Origin of the sequence: Rahnella sikkimica (assembly GCF_002951615.1) — a bacterium.
Taxonomy (GTDB): domain Bacteria; phylum Pseudomonadota; class Gammaproteobacteria; order Enterobacterales; family Enterobacteriaceae; genus Rahnella; species Rahnella sikkimica.
Window position 1 is genome coordinate 4,116,587 of the sequence record NZ_CP019062.1, and the last position, 18,414, is coordinate 4,135,000.

23 protein-coding genes are annotated in these 18,414 nt (G+C 53.0%); 18 read left to right on the top strand and 5 right to left on the bottom strand.

The genetic code is table 11. The features are described from left to right. The first annotated feature begins 94 nt into the window (after positions 1-94). Complete coding sequence (locus BV494_RS26285; protein WP_255414933.1) at positions 95-229, top strand: hypothetical protein; 135 nt, start codon at positions 95-97, stop codon at positions 227-229. A gap of 366 nt (positions 230-595) precedes the next feature. Here BV494_RS26285 and aaeR read toward each other — a convergent pair whose 3' ends face one another. Then, entirely contained in the window at positions 596-1,534 is a 939-nt protein-coding gene (gene aaeR / locus BV494_RS18980) for an HTH-type transcriptional activator AaeR (protein ID WP_104924237.1), read from the bottom strand. A 286-nt stretch (positions 1,535-1,820) separates the two neighbouring features. Between aaeR and aaeX the strand changes: the two genes are divergently transcribed. From aaeX to aaeB, 3 genes are read left to right on the top strand one after another with little or no spacing between them, the layout of a single operon-like run. Beyond that, entirely contained in the window at positions 1,821-2,024 is a 204-nt protein-coding gene (gene aaeX / locus BV494_RS18985; RefSeq protein WP_104924238.1) for a p-hydroxybenzoic acid efflux pump operon protein AaeX, read from the top strand. Between the two features lie 7 nt (positions 2,025-2,031). Beyond that, entirely contained in the window at positions 2,032-2,967 is a 936-nt protein-coding gene (aaeA, locus tag BV494_RS18990) for a p-hydroxybenzoic acid efflux pump subunit AaeA (RefSeq protein WP_104924239.1), read from the top strand. 10 nt (positions 2,968-2,977) lie between these two features. Further along, on the top strand, positions 2,978-4,933 hold the full coding sequence (gene aaeB, locus BV494_RS18995; RefSeq protein WP_104924240.1) for a p-hydroxybenzoic acid efflux pump subunit AaeB: 1,956 nt from the start codon (positions 2,978-2,980) through the stop codon (positions 4,931-4,933). A 73-nt stretch (positions 4,934-5,006) separates the two neighbouring features. Here the strand turns inward: aaeB and BV494_RS19000 are convergent, their stop codons facing one another. After that, positions 5,007-5,588 (bottom strand): maltose acetyltransferase domain-containing protein, encoded by a 582-nt coding sequence (locus tag BV494_RS19000; RefSeq protein WP_104924241.1) that lies wholly within the window; start codon positions 5,586-5,588, stop codon positions 5,007-5,009. A 249-nt stretch (positions 5,589-5,837) separates the two neighbouring features. Here BV494_RS19000 and BV494_RS19005 point away from each other — a divergent pair, with 249 nt between their 5' ends. Continuing rightward, positions 5,838-6,299, top strand: coding sequence for a ribonuclease domain-containing protein (locus BV494_RS19005; RefSeq protein WP_104924242.1), 462 nt, complete (start codon positions 5,838-5,840; stop codon positions 6,297-6,299). A gap of 5 nt (positions 6,300-6,304) precedes the next feature. After that, positions 6,305-6,598: a barstar family protein gene (locus BV494_RS19010; protein ID WP_104924243.1), complete on the top strand. Its 294-nt coding sequence runs from the start codon at positions 6,305-6,307 to the stop codon at positions 6,596-6,598. 51 nt (positions 6,599-6,649) lie between these two features. Here the strand turns inward: BV494_RS19010 and yjgA are convergent, their stop codons facing one another. Then, positions 6,650-7,201, bottom strand: coding sequence for a ribosome biogenesis factor YjgA (gene yjgA, locus BV494_RS19015; protein WP_104924244.1), 552 nt, complete (start codon positions 7,199-7,201; stop codon positions 6,650-6,652). A 216-nt stretch (positions 7,202-7,417) separates the two neighbouring features. On the opposite strand from yjgA, the gene pmbA reads away from it, so the two are divergent. From pmbA to BV494_RS25900, 3 genes are all read left to right on the top strand, one after another. Further along, positions 7,418-8,758, top strand: coding sequence for a metalloprotease PmbA (gene pmbA, locus BV494_RS19020; protein ID WP_104924845.1), 1,341 nt, complete (start codon positions 7,418-7,420; stop codon positions 8,756-8,758). 161 nt (positions 8,759-8,919) lie between these two features. Continuing rightward, positions 8,920-9,306, top strand: a complete 387-nt coding sequence (gene cybC, locus BV494_RS19025; protein WP_104924245.1) for a cytochrome b562 — start codon at positions 8,920-8,922, stop codon at positions 9,304-9,306. Between the two features lie 71 nt (positions 9,307-9,377). Then, a complete protein-coding gene (locus tag BV494_RS25900) occupies positions 9,378-9,614 on the top strand; it encodes a hypothetical protein (RefSeq protein WP_192938032.1) in 237 nt (78 codons plus the stop codon). 2 nt (positions 9,615-9,616) lie between these two features. On the opposite strand, the gene BV494_RS25905 is transcribed toward BV494_RS25900, so the two are convergent. Both BV494_RS25905 and rnk read right to left on the bottom strand, forming a co-directional pair. Continuing rightward, positions 9,617-9,769, bottom strand: coding sequence for a hypothetical protein (locus BV494_RS25905; protein WP_192938033.1), 153 nt, complete (start codon positions 9,767-9,769; stop codon positions 9,617-9,619). Between the two features lie 175 nt (positions 9,770-9,944). After that, complete coding sequence (gene rnk / locus BV494_RS19030) at positions 9,945-10,355, bottom strand: nucleoside diphosphate kinase regulator (protein ID WP_104924246.1); 411 nt, start codon at positions 10,353-10,355, stop codon at positions 9,945-9,947. Positions 10,356-10,754: 399 nt separating this feature from the next. Here rnk and BV494_RS19035 point away from each other — a divergent pair, with 399 nt between their 5' ends. The 9 genes from BV494_RS19035 (at position 10,755) to BV494_RS19075 (ending at position 18,390) form a co-directional block, all read left to right on the top strand. Next, entirely contained in the window at positions 10,755-11,105 is a 351-nt protein-coding gene (locus BV494_RS19035) for a PRD domain-containing protein (RefSeq protein WP_104924247.1), read from the top strand. A gap of 47 nt (positions 11,106-11,152) precedes the next feature. Beyond that, positions 11,153-11,518, top strand: coding sequence for an SFCGS family glycine-rich protein (locus BV494_RS19040; RefSeq protein WP_104924248.1), 366 nt, complete (start codon positions 11,153-11,155; stop codon positions 11,516-11,518). After that, positions 11,518-11,817 carry a DUF4312 family protein gene (locus BV494_RS19045; protein ID WP_104924249.1) on the top strand — a complete coding sequence of 100 codons (300 nt, stop codon included), beginning with the start codon at positions 11,518-11,520 and terminating at the stop codon, positions 11,815-11,817. The genes BV494_RS19040 and BV494_RS19045 overlap by 1 nt, the downstream gene beginning before the upstream one ends. A 32-nt stretch (positions 11,818-11,849) precedes the next feature. Beyond that, complete coding sequence (locus BV494_RS19050; protein ID WP_104924250.1) at positions 11,850-12,626, top strand: DUF4311 domain-containing protein; 777 nt, start codon at positions 11,850-11,852, stop codon at positions 12,624-12,626. 12 nt (positions 12,627-12,638) lie between these two features. Continuing rightward, the gene (locus BV494_RS19055; protein ID WP_104924251.1) at positions 12,639-13,286 is read left to right on the top strand and encodes a DUF4310 family protein; all 648 of its coding nucleotides are present in this window, start codon (positions 12,639-12,641) and stop codon (positions 13,284-13,286) included. Positions 13,287-13,356: 70 nt separating this feature from the next. Then, the gene (locus BV494_RS19060; protein WP_104924252.1) at positions 13,357-14,490 is read left to right on the top strand and encodes an amidohydrolase/deacetylase family metallohydrolase; all 1,134 of its coding nucleotides are present in this window, start codon (positions 13,357-13,359) and stop codon (positions 14,488-14,490) included. Continuing rightward, entirely contained in the window at positions 14,480-15,607 is a 1,128-nt protein-coding gene (locus BV494_RS19065) for a DgaE family pyridoxal phosphate-dependent ammonia lyase (RefSeq protein WP_104924253.1), read from the top strand. Before BV494_RS19060 ends, BV494_RS19065 begins: the two co-directional genes overlap by 11 nt. Beyond that, complete coding sequence (dagF, locus tag BV494_RS19070; protein ID WP_104924254.1) at positions 15,604-16,344, top strand: 2-dehydro-3-deoxy-phosphogluconate aldolase; 741 nt, start codon at positions 15,604-15,606, stop codon at positions 16,342-16,344. Before BV494_RS19065 ends, dagF begins: the two co-directional genes overlap by 4 nt. A 126-nt stretch (positions 16,345-16,470) precedes the next feature. Beyond that, positions 16,471-18,390 carry a BglG family transcription antiterminator gene (locus BV494_RS19075; protein ID WP_104924255.1) on the top strand — a complete coding sequence of 640 codons (1,920 nt, stop codon included), beginning with the start codon at positions 16,471-16,473 and terminating at the stop codon, positions 18,388-18,390. The last annotated feature ends 24 nt before the right edge of the window (positions 18,391-18,414 follow it).

Here is an 18,414-nt window from a genome sequence, read left to right on the forward strand (position 1 = left end):
TTAAATATATAGGGTGCACTTGGTTTTCATTGATGAATGTTTGTTAACTAACTGGAGGTGTTATTTGTGGGTAATGATTTATAAAAATACCGTCATGAATAAAAAACCAGGCATTGGTGCGGGAGAGGGTGCAGATGATAAAATAGAAGCTATAATTCAAGGTAATACTGACGCTGATGATAAAATTTATAGTGCTTTTATTTTATTTTTTTTATATATTTTCTCATGAAATATTTTGCTTTAGATTGCGTCCACAGTTTTAATTATTTCAAAGTCGGGGGTATTTATTTGGTCTATCTGGATATAAAAATGTTTCTCAAGAGGGGAGATATATTAGCCTGTAGGTGGGTTATTATATGTTATCTATAAAGCTAATGAGTGTGAGACTGAGGTAATCTAGGTAATGGTACCAAGGGAAATCATTTTTTTGTTTACAATCCCTGTGTGGTGCTATGTTTAGTGTGTTGGCGTTTCATTGGGATTTTGATAAACAGGTGAGGTCAGCTGTTTATTTAATCGGTTCGGAAAATTATGGCGATTTAGTGGTGCGAATATTTCATCCGTTATTCGGACCACTCAGAGGCAGGAACTTCGCTCAATTCCACTGCGTCACTTTCTTGCCCTGCCGGTATCCCTGATACACCTTGCTGACCCGTTTGAAGTAATCGGTCAGGTAATCCAGACACACCTGCACTTTCAGCGGGAGTTTATCTTTTTCGGTATACAGTGCGTACACGGGGCGCGGGTCGGACTGGTAGCTTCTGAAAAGGATCTCCACGTCGCCGGCATTGATCTCTTCAATCACCCACATCAGCGGCACGTATGCTATGCCGACACCGGCTTTCAGCCAGCGGATCATGGTCTGCGAATCATTGGTGACGAAGCGCCCTTGCGGCGTGATACGCGTGGAAATACCTTCCGGCGCGATCAGTTCAAACTCGCTGTCCGGGCGGACGCTGTACTCCAGCCACGAAAAATTCACCATGTCGGCAGGCTTTTCCGGCGTGCCGTGTTGCGCCAGATAGTTGCGCGCCGCACACACCACCATCGGCATGGAACCTAACCGCGTGGAGAACAGACTGGAATCCTGTAACGCACCGACGCGGATCACCACGTCCAGGCCGTCGGCAATCAGATCCGGTGCAGGAATGCCGGTCACCAGATTCACCGTCAGGCCGGGGTATTCGGTCAGCATTTCGGCGGTCATGGCAGCAAGAACATTTTGTGCCATTGTCGATGAACTGCCGATGCGCAACGTGCCGGTCGGGGTGTTGTTGAAGGCATACAATTGTTCATGCACTTCACGCACGTCGTGCAGCATTTTCCGGCATCCCTGATAGTAAAGCTTCCCGGCCTCTGTCAGGCCGATACTGCGGGTGCTGCGGTTTAGTAATTTGATTTGTAGGTCATTTTCCAGCTTAGAAACAGTCTGGCTAATAGCGGACACGCTCATGTCGAGGCGTCGCGCTGCGGCGGTAAAAGAACCGCTTTCCACGACCTGAGCGAATATCGACATGCGTTTTAATCGGTCCATTGTTAACTCTGGCTTAAAAGTGATTTAGATCACAGAACGTTGATTACTTGATAATAAGCACGCTAATATACTCGTCCGGGCGATAAAACTCAGGTTTCTGATTTCCTGAATCAATGCTTACCTTCGCACACTTCCCTGGCAACCCCACAGTTTCATTAAGCACGACCCAGTGAATTATTTATCTCCGGGGACGCGTGGCATTGCCTAAAATAATGAATAATGCGTGCGCGAGGCGACCAGATCTGCCCGCCGTCACTGCTGCTGGTAATAATGTAAGGAATTTTTGATGAGTTTGCTTCCGGTAATGGTGATTTTCGGATTGTCGTTTCCTCCGGTGTTTTTTGAAATACTGCTGGCACTGGTGGTGTTTTTCCTGCTTCGGCGGGTATTACAACCGACGGGTATTTATGACTTTGTCTGGCACCCGGCGTTGTTTAACACAGCATTGTATTGCTGTCTTTTTTACCTGATCTCCCGCTTGTTCGTCTGAGGCCGTTGTGAAAAATTTCTCCATAAAAATAATACGTTATGCAATTACGCTAATTCTTGTCGTTCTGGCTGTCATCGCAATTTTCAAAGCCTGGGCGTTCTATACGGAATCTCCGTGGACCCGTGATGCCAAATTCACCGCTGACGTTGTGTCGATTGCGCCGGATGTGACCGGTTTAATCACTGACGTGCCGGTAACTGATAACCAGCTGGTCACTAAAGGTCAGGTGCTGTTCAAAATCGACCAGCCGCGCTATCAGCAGGCGCTGGACGAAGCGAGCGCTGACGTCGCGTACTATCAGGCGCTGGCCGCCGAGAAAAAACGCGAAGCCGGACGCCGTGTGAAACTGGGCGTTCAGGCAATGTCGCAGGAAGAAATCGATCAGGCGAATAACGTCCTGCAAACCGCGCAACATCAGCTGGCAAAAGCGCAGGCCGCGCGTGATCTGGCGGTACTGGATCTGGAGCGTACCGTGGTTGTCGCACCGGCTGATGGCTGGGTCACCAACCTCACAGTGCATCCGGGGAACTACATTAACCGTGGCTCTACCGCGGTTGCGCTGGTGAAGAAAAACTCCTTCTACATTCTGGCGTATCTGGAAGAAACCAAATTGCCGGGCCTGAAAAAAGGCGACCGCGCGGAAATTACCCCGTTGGGCAGTAACCGCATTATGCACGGCACGGTAGACAGCGTCGCGGCAGCGGTCACCAACAGTTCGTCTTCGGCGGCGACCAACGGTCTGGCAACGATCGACAGCAATCTGGAATGGGTGCGTCTGGCGCAGCGCGTGCCGGTTAAAATCGTGCTCGACGATAAAGACCAGCAGCATCCGTACCCGGCGGGGACAACGGCCACCGTCGTAATCACCGGCAGTCATGACCGTAAACAAGATGAAGGCACTCCGTTCCTTCGCCTCCTGCATCGCCTGAGAGAGTTTGGTTAAGGCCGGAAAGATGAATAGCGTACTTATTCCGCGCGTACGGTTTGCGTGCAAGCTGACATTTGCCATTCTTGGCGCGCTGGTGCTCGGTTTCTATCTGCAACTCGAAACGCCACGCTGGTCGGCCATGACGGCGGCCATTGTGACGTCCGGACCGGCACTGGCGGCGGGCGGTGAACCTTTTGCCGGTGCTATCCGTCACCGTGGTTTTCTGCGTGTTATCGGGACATTTATCGGTTGTATTGCGGCGCTGGTGATTGTGATTACCACTGCGCGCGCGCCGGTCGTCATGTTGCTACTGTGCTGTATCTGGGCGGGTGTTTGTACCTGGTGGTCTTCACTGGTGCGCATCGAAAACTCCTACGCACTCGGGCTTGCCGGGTATACCGCGCTGATTATTGTCGTGACCTCCGCCAGTTCGCCGCTGCAAACGCCGCAGTTTGCCGTTGAGCGTTGCAGTGAAATCGTTCTGGGGATTTGCTGTGCAATCGTCGCAGACCTTCTGTTTTCTCCACGCTCAATCAAAAAAGATATCGACCGCGCCGTTAGCCAGCTGATGTTGGATCAGTTCGCGCTGATGCGAATTTGTGTGAATGACGGCTCGAAAGAAGATATCGACAAGTCGTGGAATAATCTGGTGAAAAGCACCACGGCGCTGAACGGAATGCGCGGCAGCCTGATGATGGAATCGTCGCGCTGGCAGCGATGTAACCGGCGTCTGAAAGCCTTGCACAGCACGTCGCTGAGTATGATTACGCAGGCCTGTGAAACGTACCTGATTATGCAAGCGTCGCCGGAGCGGTTATCTCCGGAGCTGAAAGCCCTGTTTGACGAGCCTGCCGAAAGCGTCGGCGACGTTCACCGCCGGTTGAAACAGCTGCGTCAGGTGATTGCCGGTATGCACAGCGATAACGTGCTGATGACCGTCAGCGCCTGGGCTGGCGCAGGCACCCGCGCATTGTTGCTGGTGAAAGGCGTGCAGACCAACAGCAGTATCAGCACCGTTGAAAGCGGTGTGCTGGATGGCGAAGTGGTGGTGCGTCCGGTTTCTGCCGAACGCCATCATGCAATGGTCAACGGTTTGCGAACCTTTACGGCGACGGCGATTGGTTGCCTGATGTGGTTGTGGACCGGCTGGACGTCGGCCAGCGGCTGCGTGATTATTATCGCTGTGGTGACGTCACTGGCAATGCGAACCCCGAACCCGAAAGGCATGGCGATGGACTTTATCGTCGGCATGCTGCTGGCGATCCCGGTCGGCTCGATGATGTTTATGCTGATCATGCCCGCGACGCAGCAGAGTCTGTTCCTGCTGTGTCTGATGCTGGGGATTTTCACCTTCTTTATCGGTATCGAAGTCACGAAACGCCGTCTCGGTATGCTCGGTTTGCTGGCGGGCACCATCAATATTCTGGTGCTCAGTAATCCGATGAAATTCAACGTGACGTCGTTTCTCGATAACGCCCTGGGGCAGGCGATCGGTACGGTTATTGCGATGGCGGTGTTGTTGATTATTCGCGATAAATCCCGTGAGAAGACCGGCCGCACGTTGCTCAACCGCTTCATGAGCAGCGCGGTTTCGGCATTAACCACCAAGGCTTATCGCCGTCGTGAGAATCATCTTCCGGCGCTTTATCATCAGCTTAATCAGCTGCTGGTGATGTTCCCGGATGACATCGGCAAATACCGTCTGGCGTTGCAGCTGATTATTGCGCATCAGCGCATGAAGCAGGCAGAAGTGCCGGTTAACGATGAGCTTTCCGCATTCCACAAGAGGATCCGTAATACGGCCGATCATGTGGTGTCATCGGGCGAAGGTAAACGCACCTATTATTACCAGCGACTGCTGAAAGAGCTGGCCGAATATCAGGAAAAACTGGCCGAGTATGAGGCGCCGCCAAAAGTCACCGAACCGGTGCGGCGTCTGACCGAATTACTCCATCGCTATCAGCATTCATTCCTCGCCTGAGTTTATTGAGTGTGGCAAAAGGCCGGTGCATTTAACCCTGCACCGGCCTTTTTACTTTTTGCTTTCAGACGTTTTATTTTGAGAACGCTTCGCGATCTTCAGCTGTGATCTCGCGCAAAACCCGGCACGGCACGCCCGCCGCCACAACATCTGGCGGAATGGATTTCGTGACCACGCTGCCTGCGCCAATCACGCTGTTGCGGCCGATGGTGACGCCCGGATTCACAATCACGCCCGCGCCCAGCCAGACGTTATCTTCGATGACCACCGGGCGTGAGAATTGCTGTCCGGTGATGCGGATTTCAGGATGGATCGGGTGCCCGGCGGTCGCCAGCGTAACGTTCGGCGCAATCATCACGTTATCGCCAATGGTCACTGTCGCGTCATCCACCACCGTGAGATTGAAGTTCGCGTAGAAGTTTTTGCCGATATGAATATGTGTGCCATAAGCCACGCGAAGCGGCGGCTCAATCCAGCCGTTTTCGCCAATGCTGCCCATCATGTCTTTGAGCATCCGCTGGCGTTTTTCCTCTTCTGACGGGCGGGTCAGGTTGTAATCATAGACCCGCTCTTTCCCGGCGCGGCGCTCCTCCGGAAGCCCTTCGCCCATGTCCGTATACAGTTCGCCGATATTCATTTTTTGCCGCGTCGACATACCTTCTTCCTTTTTAAAATGAGCCCAGTGGCAAACAGTTTACGGAGCACCCGTTCGATTGTGAACGTATGACATTCAGTTTTGCGACCTGTGTCTCTCAGTGCTGTCTGAGAGACGCTTGCGCTCAAGCCGCTATACTTGTTTCTGTTCACTGTTTTAGGAAACCTGTCAGGCGGCTTTTCAGAAAGCGCCTTTTAGTCAACAATAAACGGTAGAAACTCCTTTTCTGGCAAAGCTTAAAGGACGCCAATGAAGATTCTTAACGGGCTGCGTTTGCGCTCTTTTTCACGAAACCTGATCATGATCGCCGCCGTAATTCTGGGGCTGGCCGGTGTTGCCGGGCACGTTGTCGCAAAATCGACATACAATCAGGGCACAATCGTTTCCGGTACCGACGAGCAAACGGTAGTCAGCTATTTGCGCCAAAATCACAGACTGCCTGACTACTACATCACCAAGAAAAAGGCGCGGGAAGCGGGCTGGGATGCGCGTGCGGGAAATCTGTGCGACGTCTTGCCGGGAAAAGCCATCGGCGGGGATCGTTTCTCGAACCGGGAAGGGCGCTTACCGGCGGCCGACAAACGGGTATGGCGTGAAGCAGATATCAACTATCGCTGCGGACGTCGCGGTGCAGATCGCGTGCTGTTTGCCAGCGACGGACTGATTTATGTCAGCCGTAACCATTATCAGAATTTTGTTCGGGTGGAGTAATGTCGATGAAAAAAGTGAGCTTCGATTTTAATCACATCCCGGATTTACCCGCATTCTACGGCGAGTTTGTGCGTCAGTTTGAACTGAGTGACGAATTCGGCGCGAATCTGGATGCACTCTGGGACGAGGTAACTGGCGGGATCGCGCTGCCGGTTGAAATTGATTTCTTAAATCTGAATGCCAGCCGCAAACGGCGCTTTGGTGCGCTGATCCTGCTGTTTGAAGAGGCTGAGGAAGAACTGGAAGGCGAGTTGCGCCTGAACCTGCTGGAGAAACCGGCCGCGAAAGCAAAAGGTTAAAAAGAAAAAACCCGCCGTTGTCTGTTGAGCAAATGGCGGGTTTTTGTTCTTTTAGTCCTGGCCTTCAGCCAGTTCGCGCAGATACTGGAAAATCTGGCGGTAAGATTTCGGCGGCTTGTTCGCCGCTTTCTCTTTTTGCGCGTTGCGGATCAGCGCGCGAAGTTGCTGACGGTCAGCTTCCGGATAAAGATCTAAAACGGAAGGGATGACATCGTCGCCTTCTTCAACCAGACGGTCACGCAGAATTTCCAGTTTATGGAACAGCGAAACCTGCTGGTTGTGGCGGTTTTTCAGTTTATCCAGCGCGGTCTGGATCGGCTCAACGTCACGGGAACGCAGCATTTTACCGATCAGTTGCATCTGGCGACGGCGGCCTTCTTTCTTGATCTTCTGCGCCAGATTAATGGCAGCGCGCAGATCTTCGTCCAGCGGCAATTTGTCGAGCGAGTTATTACCCAGATCAACCATTTCTGCACCGAGATCTTTCAGCGCCTCGGCGTCACGTTTGATTTCACTTTTACTGACCCAGATGATCTCATCATCTTCTTCGTTCGCGTTGTTATCCGGAACGTCGTCGTGCCAGTCGTCAATTTTCTTTGTCATGGGCGCTTCCTCTTAACGAGGTAATCCTGTCAGTTTGATTGTGCTTTATTGCTTCGGCCGCATTATGCCACAGTCCTCTATATTCTGTTGCAACTTCGGTTTAACACTGTCGGACTGAAAGCGAAATTATGGCGAGTCTCTGTTAGACTCAACGGTATTCGTTTTCATAATTCAGTGTTGAACAATCCCTTTTATCTCATAAGCGATGGCATGCCGATGAACGTAGTCAATCAAGTTGCGCAGCAGCGTAAAACCCTGGAACAGGCCGTCTCACAGGCACTGGAGCTGGCGAAAGCAGGCTCAGACGCCGCGGAAGTTGCGGTCAGCAAAACCACCGGAATCGGCGTCAGCACGCGTTTTGGCGAAGTTGAGAACGTAGAATTCAACAGCGATGGCGCGTTAGGCATCACTGTGTATTATCAGAACCGCAAGGGCAGTGCGTCTTCCACCGATTTAAGCCCGGATGCGATTTCCCGCACCGTGCAGGCTGCGCTGGATATCGCCCGTTATACGTCACCGGATCCGTTCGCGGGCGTAGCGGATAAAGAAATGCTGGCCTTCGATGCGCCTGATCTGGATCTTTTCCATCCGGAAGAGCTGGATCCGGATCGCTGTATCGAGCTGGCCGCCCGCGCTGAACAGGCCGCGCTTAAAGCAGATAAACGCATCACCAATACTGAAGGCGGCAGTTTTAACAGCCACTACGGCATCCGCGTTTTCGGCAACAGCCAGGGCATGTTGCAGAGCTATTGTTCGACGCGTCACTCCATTTCCGCTTCGGTTATCGCGGAGCATAAAGGTGATATGGAACGCGATTACGCCTATTCCATCGCCCGTAAAATGAGCGATCTGAAAGACCCGGAATGGGTCGGCGAAGAGTGTGCGCGCCGCACGTTGTCGCGTCTGGCTCCGCGTAAATTACCGACCATGCAGTCACCGGTTCTGTTCGCTTCTGAAGTGGCAACCGGTCTGTTCGGGCATCTTGTCGGTGCGATCAGCGGCGGCAGTATTTACCGTAAATCGTCATTCCTGCTCGACAGCCTCGGCAAGCAAATCCTGCCGGAATGGCTGACCATCGAAGAACATCCGCATTTGTTGCAAGGTCTGGCTTCGACACCGTTCGACAGCGAAGGTGTCCGCACCGAACGCCGTGATATCGTCAAAGACGGCGTGCTGCAAAGCTGGCTGATGACCTGTTATTCCGCGCGTAAGCTCGGTCTGCAAACTACCGGCCATGCGGGCGGCATCCACAACTGGCGTATCGCCGGTCAGGGTGACGACTTTGCCGGTATGCTGCGTAAGCTCGACAAAGGTCTGGTCGTGACCGAACTGATGGGCCAGGGCGTCAGTGGCGTGACCGGTGACTATTCCCGCGGCGCGGCCGGTTTCTGGGTCGAGAATGGCGAGATCCAGTATCCGGTGAGCGAAATCACCATCGCCGGTAATCTGAAAGACATGTGGCGCAATATGGTTGCCATCGGCAGCGATATTGAAACCCGCAGCAATATCCAGTGCGGCTCCGTGCTGTTGCCTGCGATGAAAATCGCCGGCGAATAATTCTTCCCAAAAAGCAGCGATCGCCCGATCGCTGCTTCCTTCTTTACAACCTTTCTTTACAAAAATTCATCCCGTTTTCTTCTCGCTCAGCCTATTTTTATAAAGCCTTACAAGCAATGTCGTTTTAACTAACAAATAAAAAACAATAGAGAGAAAAGAATATGCGCAAACAACTGATGGCGTTGGCGGTAATCGCCCTGTTAGGAAGCAGTACTGCGGTTCTGGCCGCCGATTTAGAAACGGACATGGACACGATTGCGGATAACTACAGCAAAGTGCTGAAAACCAGCGATCAGGCAGAACTGACGACCAGCCTGGCGAACATGAAAGCGGCAGCGGAAGATGCGAAAAAAGCCACACCGCCGAAGCTGAAAGGCAAAGCGCCGGACAGCCCTGAGATCCAGGATTACCGCAAAGGGCTGGATACGCTTATTGGTCAGATTGATTCGGCATCGGCTTTGGCGAAAGCCGGCAAGGTAGATGAAGCGAAGAAAGAAGCCGAAGGGTTTAAGGCGACGCGTAATGAGAACCACAAGAAGTTTAAATAGCAGGGGCCGCTGCTAAAGCGGCTTTAAAAACAGATTTGAGAAAATTTCGGTTTCTCAATAACGGTTATCACATGGCCTTTCGCGCCGAAACCGAGCAGAGAGGAAAGTGCTTTTCCTCTCTGCACTCTCCTCGCTTTTTTACTGCGCGCTACCGCTGGCTGGCTATGTTTCAGTGGCCGCAGTTAGTGCCGCAAAATCCCGCCGCTGCGCGGTTCCCTCGCGTCGGATTACAAACCGCGCGTAAAGATACGCGTTTTTTCATCTCTCCTTCCGGCGTGATTTTTGAAAGCGGCCACTGGCTACTCTAAATTCAAATGCAGATTGGTTTTGCCTTTTGAATAGGTTGGATGGCGCGCTCAGAAATCTTGCTGACCGAGGGTTCGAGACCACAAGGCTCGAAGCCCTCAAGGAAGGCACCGCGCAGCGGCAAGATTTCGCGCCACTCACCAATGCGGCAGATCATGTCCGTCGACCCAGCGACAGCGCGCAGTGAAAGAGCCGGAGATTTTTAAGAGGCGCGGCGATAGGCGCCTCTTAAAGCCAGTGTGGGTGGCAACCCACGACCTTGACCTTAAAGCCAGGTTAGGTGGTAACCCAAGGTTGACAGTAAAAGCCGCCATTGCAGCGGCCTCTGCAAATTAACGCCGTAATTCCCCGGCTGCCTCCGGCTGATACAGCAACTCCAGCACATTCACCACACTTTCACCGCCGCCGGGCATTTCCCACGTAATGCTGCCGCCGACGCGCAGGCCCAACAGGGCCGCGCCGAGCGGGGCCATCACGGAAAGCTGTTCGTTGCTGTCTTTCAGCGCCGCAGGATAGACCAGCGTACGAATGTGCTCTTCGCCTTCTTTACCTTCTGTAAAGCGAACCTTGCTGTTCATCGTTACCACGTCGGCCGGGATTTGTTCGGGCGGCAAAATCTCTGCGCGATCTAACTCTTCATTCAGTGCGTCGGCCACCGGGCTGCTGGCAAAAGCCGGTTGCGCCAGCAGTCTATCCAGGCGTTCTGCGTCAAGTTCGCTGATGATCAGTGTCGGTTTACTCATAACATTCTCCATGGTTCCTTTTGCATCACCCGCTTCATGCGAGTGGGGTGCCAGTAGGCAAAAAACAACACCCCCGCGGGTAAGCGCGGGGGTGTCAGTGTTCTGCATGTGTTCTTTGATACTAGGCATTCTTTCCGGTAAATGAAAGCGTTGTTAGGGAAATAATCCGCATTGCTAAAAATCCGATTACCAGTGAAATACGCTGCTACAGACGGCAATACTCAGTGATATGACGACTTAACTTTTCGTTTTGCGAATGCGATCTGCTTAGCTCACCGTATTTCCACTTCGAACTGGAAAAAGACCCACTACACAGGAAATCTCTCCAGGGTTAGGGTAAAGACAGACGAAATAAACGGCTGAAAATAGAAAGTCAGGCAAGGAGAGAGGTAACCGCGAGTGAATAACGGAACCGCATCGGTAAAAAGTATCGGGCAGGCAGGGTTGGAAGACGCTCCGGCGATAACAGAGCAAGTATTGAAAGAAATTCAATTGATGCAAGGTGCGAAGAATATCACCACCACAGATGTTCAGTTGCAGATGTTAACGTCACACGTTAAAGCCATGGTATTACGCTCAATGAGCGGTGAGCCATTGCCTGAAGTCGAAAAAGATTTATTTGACGAAATCTCGGATGAATCCATGCAAATGGCCGAAGAAGTGGTCAGCTGGTTCGGGAATTTACCGATTGAGGAAGCGTATTTACTCTCGGTGCATTTTGAAGTTGCAAGAGACAACGAACCGAAATAATCCTCATTTTTTATTTTAACGCATTAACCAAACTGGAGATGTCAATTATGGGACAAGTATTAGTTGTGATCGGCGACCGTTTAGGCAAAGGCCAGAAAGTGGCAGCAGGCGTGGAAGCGGCTGGCGGAAGAGCCATTGTTGTCCCAGGCATGGCAGCCGATATGAAACTCGGCGACGTGATGAAAGCAGAAGGCGCGACCTTTGGTATTTCCTTCTGCGGCAGCGGCGGCGCCGGTGCGATTACCGCACAAAACAAATACGGATATAAAGCGAAGTACGGAATGCGTTCAGTGGATGAAGGTGTAACGGCAATTAACGAAGGCTATCTGGTATTAGGGTTTGGATTTATGGATAAAGAAGAACTGGGTCAGCGGCTGGTTGAAGCTTATAACAAGAAGTATGGTCAGGCGTAATGAAGCAACAATTAACCACGACAGTTCGGGTTGAAGGAAAGGGCGAAAATAAGGCTGCCGCCTTTTCTTCCGCACTGAGTCAGGTTCAGAGGACGGTTCTCAAATCTTCGGCCAATAATGTCTTGCTGCGCATCGAACCGCAGGACGTCAAGGTTATTACGGCCGAGGAATCAGTTAAAAGAGAAAAGTTTCTGTTCTTTTTTCTGGCCAGGGAAAAAAAGAGTTATTACGTGGCGTTAGACATTACCGTCAACCTGACTGTTATTAATACGGAACAGGTAGTTTTTGTCACGAAATAAAAACGTTAGCTATAAATGACAAGGATATACTGATGTTTTTAATTATTTTATTTAAGTCGCTTATTATCGGCGGACTGGTTGGTGTGGGGGTAGGTGCAGGTGCTGCACGTATGTTCCACGCGCCTACCGTGCAAGGGATGGGGGCTTTTCGTACTCTTGGGGAATTAAATTCCTGTGAAGGCGATCCGGCTTCGCATTTCTCATTTGGTCTGGGCTTCTTTTTTAACGCCTGGGCTTCTTCCGTTGCGGCGGGTTCTTTCACACAGGACGTCGACCACCGCATCATCCCTCACTGGGCGACCGCTGCCCTGATGTTCAAAAACCGCAATGTGGCTGAAACCCTGCACGACCCGCGCAAGATGGCGATTGCGGGCGGCATCATCGGCATGATTGTGGTGGCATTCCTGAATACCACCGCGTCTGCGGTACCTGCGGCTTTACAGGTGACGGCGATTAAAGTGCTGGTGCCTGCGGCTAACCTGCTGGTGAACACCGTGATGCCGGTGATTTTCTGGCTGGCGGCAATCGATGCAGGACGTCGTTCCGGTTTCTGGGCCACCATTTTCGGTGGTCTGGCGCAGATGATCATGGGTAACGCCGTGCCGGGTCTGGTGTTGGGTATTCTGATCGGGAAAGGCGTTGAGGAAAGCGGCTGGAACCGCGTCACCAAAGTGATGATGGCTGCGATTATCGCGCTGTTCGCGCTCAGCGGCTTCTTCCGTGGTTTCGACGTCAAACTGTTGCAGTCTTTCATGCTGGATGTTCCTGCGTGGCTGAACGGCATTCACAACTCACTCAGCGGCAAGTAAGGGAGCATGACAATGGAAGAACAAGCCAAACGTGGTTTCTGGTACGCAGAGTGGTCGTTCCCGATCTTCGTCGGTCTGCTGTCCTCAGGCGTTTTTGCCGGGACGCACATGTATTACCTGTACGGCATTGGTGCTTTTAACGAAGTGGCGTTTGTTTCGATGCTGCGTGCAGGCATGGATACCGGCGTGTATGGCGCGGTTGCGGCCTTCGGTGCCAGTTTCCTGTTTGCCCGCATTATCGAAGGTTCGCTGGTCGGTATTCTGGATATCGGCGGCGCGATCCAGACCGGTATTGGTCTGGGCGTTCCGGCTCTGTTGCTCGGCGCGGGGATTATCTTCCCGGTGGCGAACTTTGCCGCCTCGCTGGTGACCGGCCTGATCCTCGGATTAGCGGTGGGTTACATCATCATTCTGGCGCGTAAATTCACCATCAATCAGAGCAACTCCACCTACGGGGCGGATGTGATGATGGGCGCGGGTAACGCCTCCGGTCGTTTCCTCGGGCCGTTGATTATCCTCTCCGCGATGGCCGCGTCGATTCCAATCGGCCTGGGTTCACTGCTTGGCGCGCTGGGCTTCTACCTGTGGCAGAAACCTATCACCGGCGGTGCCATTCTCGGTGCGATGGTGCTGGGCGCGATCTTCCCGGTATCACTGTAAGTACTTCAATAAGACAGCAGTAATCAGGCGTCAGGATGTCTCTGACGCCTGAGATTATGGAGAACGTCGTATGTATGACTTAATCATCCGACAGGCAAAAAGCACAGACGGCAGCCTGACTGATATTGCAATTCAGGGCGGCAAGTTCGCCGCCATCGGCACACTGGCATCCGATGCCACCGCCCGCCAGACACTCGACCTTCAGGGCAAGGTTTACGCCAGCGCCGGTTGGATCGACTCCCACGTTCACTGTTACCCAAAATCGCCGATTTATCATGACGACGCTGACCTGATCGGCGTGGCCTGCGGTGTCACCACTGTGGCTGATGCCGGAAGCACCGGTGCAAATGACGTCGACGATTTTTATAAGATGACCCGCGAGGCGAAAACCAACGTCTTTGCGTTTCTGAATATCGCCCGCACCGGCATTGTTACGCAGAACGAACTGGCCGATATGGCGCAGATCGACAAAGTTGGCGTGCGTGACGCTATTGCGCGCAACCCCGGTTTTATCATCGGGATTAAAGCGCGCATGAGCAGCAGCGTCGTCGGTCAGAACGGCATTAAACCGCTGGTTCGCGCGAAAGAAATTCAGCAGGAAAATAATGATTTACCGCTGATGGTTCATATCGGGAACAACCCGCCAAATCTCGATGAAATCGCGGACTTGCTGACGTCCGGCGACATCATCACGCACTGCTATAACGGCAAACCGAACCGGATCCTGTCACCGGAAGGCGTACTGCGCGATTCGATTAAACGCGCGCTGAGCCGTGGCGTGCTGCTCGATGTCGGGCACGGCACCGCCAGTTTCAGTTTTGAAGTGGCGGAACTCGCCATCAGACAGGGCATTTTGCCCCACACCATCAGTTCCGATATTTACTGCCGCAACCGCATGAGCGGGCCGGTTCACAGCCTGGCGACGGTGATGTCCAAATTCTTTAGCGTGGGCATGACGCTGACGCAAGTGATTGATTGCGTGACCTCTCATGCCGCCGATGCTTTGCGCCTGCCTGCAAAAGGGCGGCTGGAAGTGGGCGCTGACGCCGACCTGACGCTGTTTGAACAGCGTTTTGTGCCACAGGTATTTGTCGATTCCGAAGGTCAGTCCGTGAAGGGCGAAAGCTTGCTGGTACCTCTGGCCGCCGTGGTCGCGGGTGTCACTCTGTTAACCGAAGAAGGGAAATCTGCTCATGTCTTCTGAACAATCTTTGTATGAAAAATATCAGCTGAAACAGGTTATTAACGCATCCGGCCGTATGACGGCGCTCGGGGTTTCCACGCCGCGCGAAGAAGTGGCGGCGGTAGTGAATACCGGCCTGAATCATTATTTCGAGATGAAGGATCTGGTGAACAAAACCGGTGCCTACATCGCTAAATTGCTGAATGTCGAAGACGCGGTGGTAGTGTCCTGCGCGTCCGCCGGCATTGCACAGTCGGTCGCGGCGGTGATTGTGAAAGATGACGCCTGGCTGCTGGAAAACCTGCACGCCGCGCCGCTGGAAATCCCTCACGACATCGTGCTGCCCAAAGGTCACAACGTAAACTATGGCGCACCTGTTGCCACGATGGTGACGATGGGCGGCGGCAAAGTGGTGGAAGCCGGTTATGCCAACGAATGCTCTGCGGCGCAGCTTGCGGCCTGCATTACGCCCCGCACCGCGGCCATTTTGTACATCAAATCCCACCATTCCGTGCAGAAAAGCATTCTGTCCGTGGAAGAGGCCGCGACGGTAGCCCGCGAACATAATCTGCCGCTGATTGTGGATGCGGCGGCCGAAGAAGACCTGACCTGTTATTACGAAATGGGCGCAGATTTGGTGATTTACAGCGGCGCGAAAGCCATCGAAGGCCCGACCAGCGGTCTGGTACTGGGCAAAAAACAGGTTGTCGAATGGGTGAAACTGCAATCCGGCGGCATCGGCCGTGCGATGAAAGTCGGTAAAGAAGGCATTCTCGGGCTGACGCAGGCGATTGAAAGTTACATCACGCTGCCGAAAACCACCGGGCAGGAAATGGTCGACAAAATGACACCATTTATCGCCAGCCTCAATGAAATCAATGGTGTGACCGGCCGTGTGGTCTGGGACAGTGCCGGGCGCGATATCGCCCGTACCGAAATCACTTTCGATGAAGCGGTTCTGGGCTGGAAAACCAAAGCCATCGTGGACGCCATGAAAAACGGCGATATCGCCATTTACTTCCGTGGCTACCGCGCCAACGAAGGCAAGATTGAAGTTGACGTGCGCAGCGTGACGCCGCCGCAGCTCGCCATCGTCGCCGACCGTTTCAAACAACTTTTCAGTGGAGAGAAAGCATGAAGCTGACCCCAAACTTCTACCGTGACCGCGTCTGCCTGAACGTGCTGGCAGGGTCAAAAGACAACGCCCGTGATATCTACGACGCCGCAGAAGGGCATGTGCTGGTCGGTGTGCTTTCCAAAAACTACGCGGATGTCGCAAGCGCCGTCGCCGACATGAAGGAATATGCCGCGCTTATCGAAAACGCGCTGTCCGTCGGTCTGGGCGCGGGCGATCCGCGTCAGTCGCTGATGGTCAGCCAGATTTCACAGCAGGTTCAGCCCCAGCATGTGAATCAGGTCTTCACCGGCGTCGGCACCAGCCGTGCGCTGCTCGGTCAAAACGACAGCGTGGTCAACGGCCTGATTTCGCCGACCGGCAAAGTCGGTTTCGTCAAAATTAACACCGGTCCGCTGAGCGCCGCGGCCAGTGACGCGATTGTGCCGGTGGAAACCGCGATTGCGCTGCTCAAAGACATGGGCGGCAGCTCGGTGAAATATTTCCCGATGGGTGGCCTGAAAACCCGTGAGGAATTTGCTGCCGTGGCGCGTGCCTGTGCAGAACAGGATTTCTGGCTGGAGCCGACCGGCGGTATCGATCTGGATAACTTCGAGCCGATTATGGAAATCGCGCTGGCCGCTGGCGTGACCAAAATCATCCCGCATATCTACAGCTCTGTTATCGACAACGCGACCGGCAATACCCGTCCTGAAGATGTGAAAGCCCTGCTGGCCAGCGTCAAAAAGCTGATTGGCTGAAGGATTTTAACCTTCCGGTATAATTTTTGATGATTGTAATATCATTCACTGAATGAATTAATAAGCTAACACTTTGCCGGGCACTGATCAGTGCCCGTTACTGGCTCCGGTCTTTCAGGAAGAACAATGGTGAGATTTCCCAATCAACGGCTGGCGCAACTTTTCGACGCGCTCCAGACCGAAACCCTGCCTCAGGATGAGCTGGCAAAACGTCTGGCGGTATCGACAAGAACGGTGCGGGCGGACATCACTGCGCTGAATGAAATCATTGCGGGTTACGGCGCGACGTTTGTCCACAGCCGGGGCAGCGGATATCAGCTGCGCATTGATGATGCAGCGCTGTTTTCGTCGTTACAGCAATCAACACAACGAAAACCGAACCCGACGCCGCGCACTGCCGCAGAACGGGTTAAGACGTTGCTGATCCGCTTTTTGACCTCAGCTTTTTCATTAAAGCTGGAAGATCTGGCTGATGAATGGTTTGTCAGCCGGGGAACCCTGCAAAATGATATGGCTGAGGTGAGGGAGCATCTGACGCGCTATCACCTGAATATCGAAACCAAACCGCGCTACGGCATGAAACTGTTCGGCGCTGAGCTGGCGATCCGTGCCTGTCTGACTGATTTACTGTTTCAGCTGGATGCCGAGGAACAGACCAATCCGTTGCTGAAAGCCGAAAGTCTCGAGCCGGAAGCGTTAGTCCCGCTGACGCGTTTTATGCATCAGTTGCTGACGCAGTCTTCCATTCAGCTGACGGATGAAGGTGAGCAGTACCTGATTCTCTATTGCGCCGTGGCCATCAAACGCATTGCCGGTGGTTATCCGCTGACGGATTTTGATGCCGAAGACGGTGATCCGGCGGTGAAGCAGGTTTCTGTGCGGCTGGCGGCGGAGCTGAAAAATCTGGTCGGGAAGGAAATCCCGGCGTCGGAAGAGGCGTATCTGCGGGTGAATATTGCCGCGCGACGCGTGCAGAAAATTTTGCCGACGGACATCAACGCTGACGACGATGAGTCGCTGGTCGATTACATTCTTTCGTACATCAACTCGCACTATAACTATGATTTGCAGGGCGATAAGCAGTTGCGTGCGGATCTGCTGACGCACATCAAAACCATGATTACGCGGGTGAAATACCAGATTAATATCCCCAATCCGCTGCTGGGTAATATCAAACAACATTACCCGATGGCGTATGACGTCACGCTGGCGGCGGTTTCAAGTTGGGGAAAATACACGCCGTACACGCTGAGCGAAAATGAAATCGGTTTTCTGGTGCTGCACATCGGCGTCGGGCTGGAGCGGCATTACAACATCGGCTACCAGCGACATCCGCAGGTCATGCTGGTTTGCGATACCGGCAATTCGACCCTCCGCATGATTCAGGCGCAGATTAATCGTAAATATCCGCAACTGGTGATGAAGCAGATTGTGTCGCTGCGCGATTACGAGAAGCTGGAACACATTGACGAAGATTTTATTATCTCCAACGCCCGCATCACCGAAAAGAATAAGCCGGTGGTGGTGTTGTCGCCGTTCCCGACGGAATACCAGATGGAGCAGCTCGGCAAACTGGTGCTGGTCGATCGCACCCGGCCTTATATGCTGGAAAAATTCTTCGACGAAAAACACTTCATGATCGTCAATGAACCGATGACGCAGGCAGCACTTTTCCGCCACGTCTGTTCACAGCTTGAAGCGGAAGGCTATGTCGATCAGGCGTTTTACCCGTCGGTGGTGGAGCGCGAGGAGATTGTTTCGACCATGCTGGGCGAAGGGATTGCGTTGCCGCATTCGCTCGGTTTGCTGGCGAAGAAAACCGTGGTGATCACACTGTTATCGCCGCAGGGCATTGCCTGGGGTGAAGGAGAAACGGCGCACGTGATTTTCCTGCTGGCGATCAGCAAGGCGGATTACGAAGAGGCGATGGCGATTTACGATTTGTTCGTGACGTTTGTGCGGGAGCGTTCGATGAGTCGTCTGCTGAGCAGTGAGAATTTTGAAAGCTTCAAGGCGATTGCGATCGATTGCCTTTCACGAATTTAAAATCTTACTTATCCCCGAAATAGT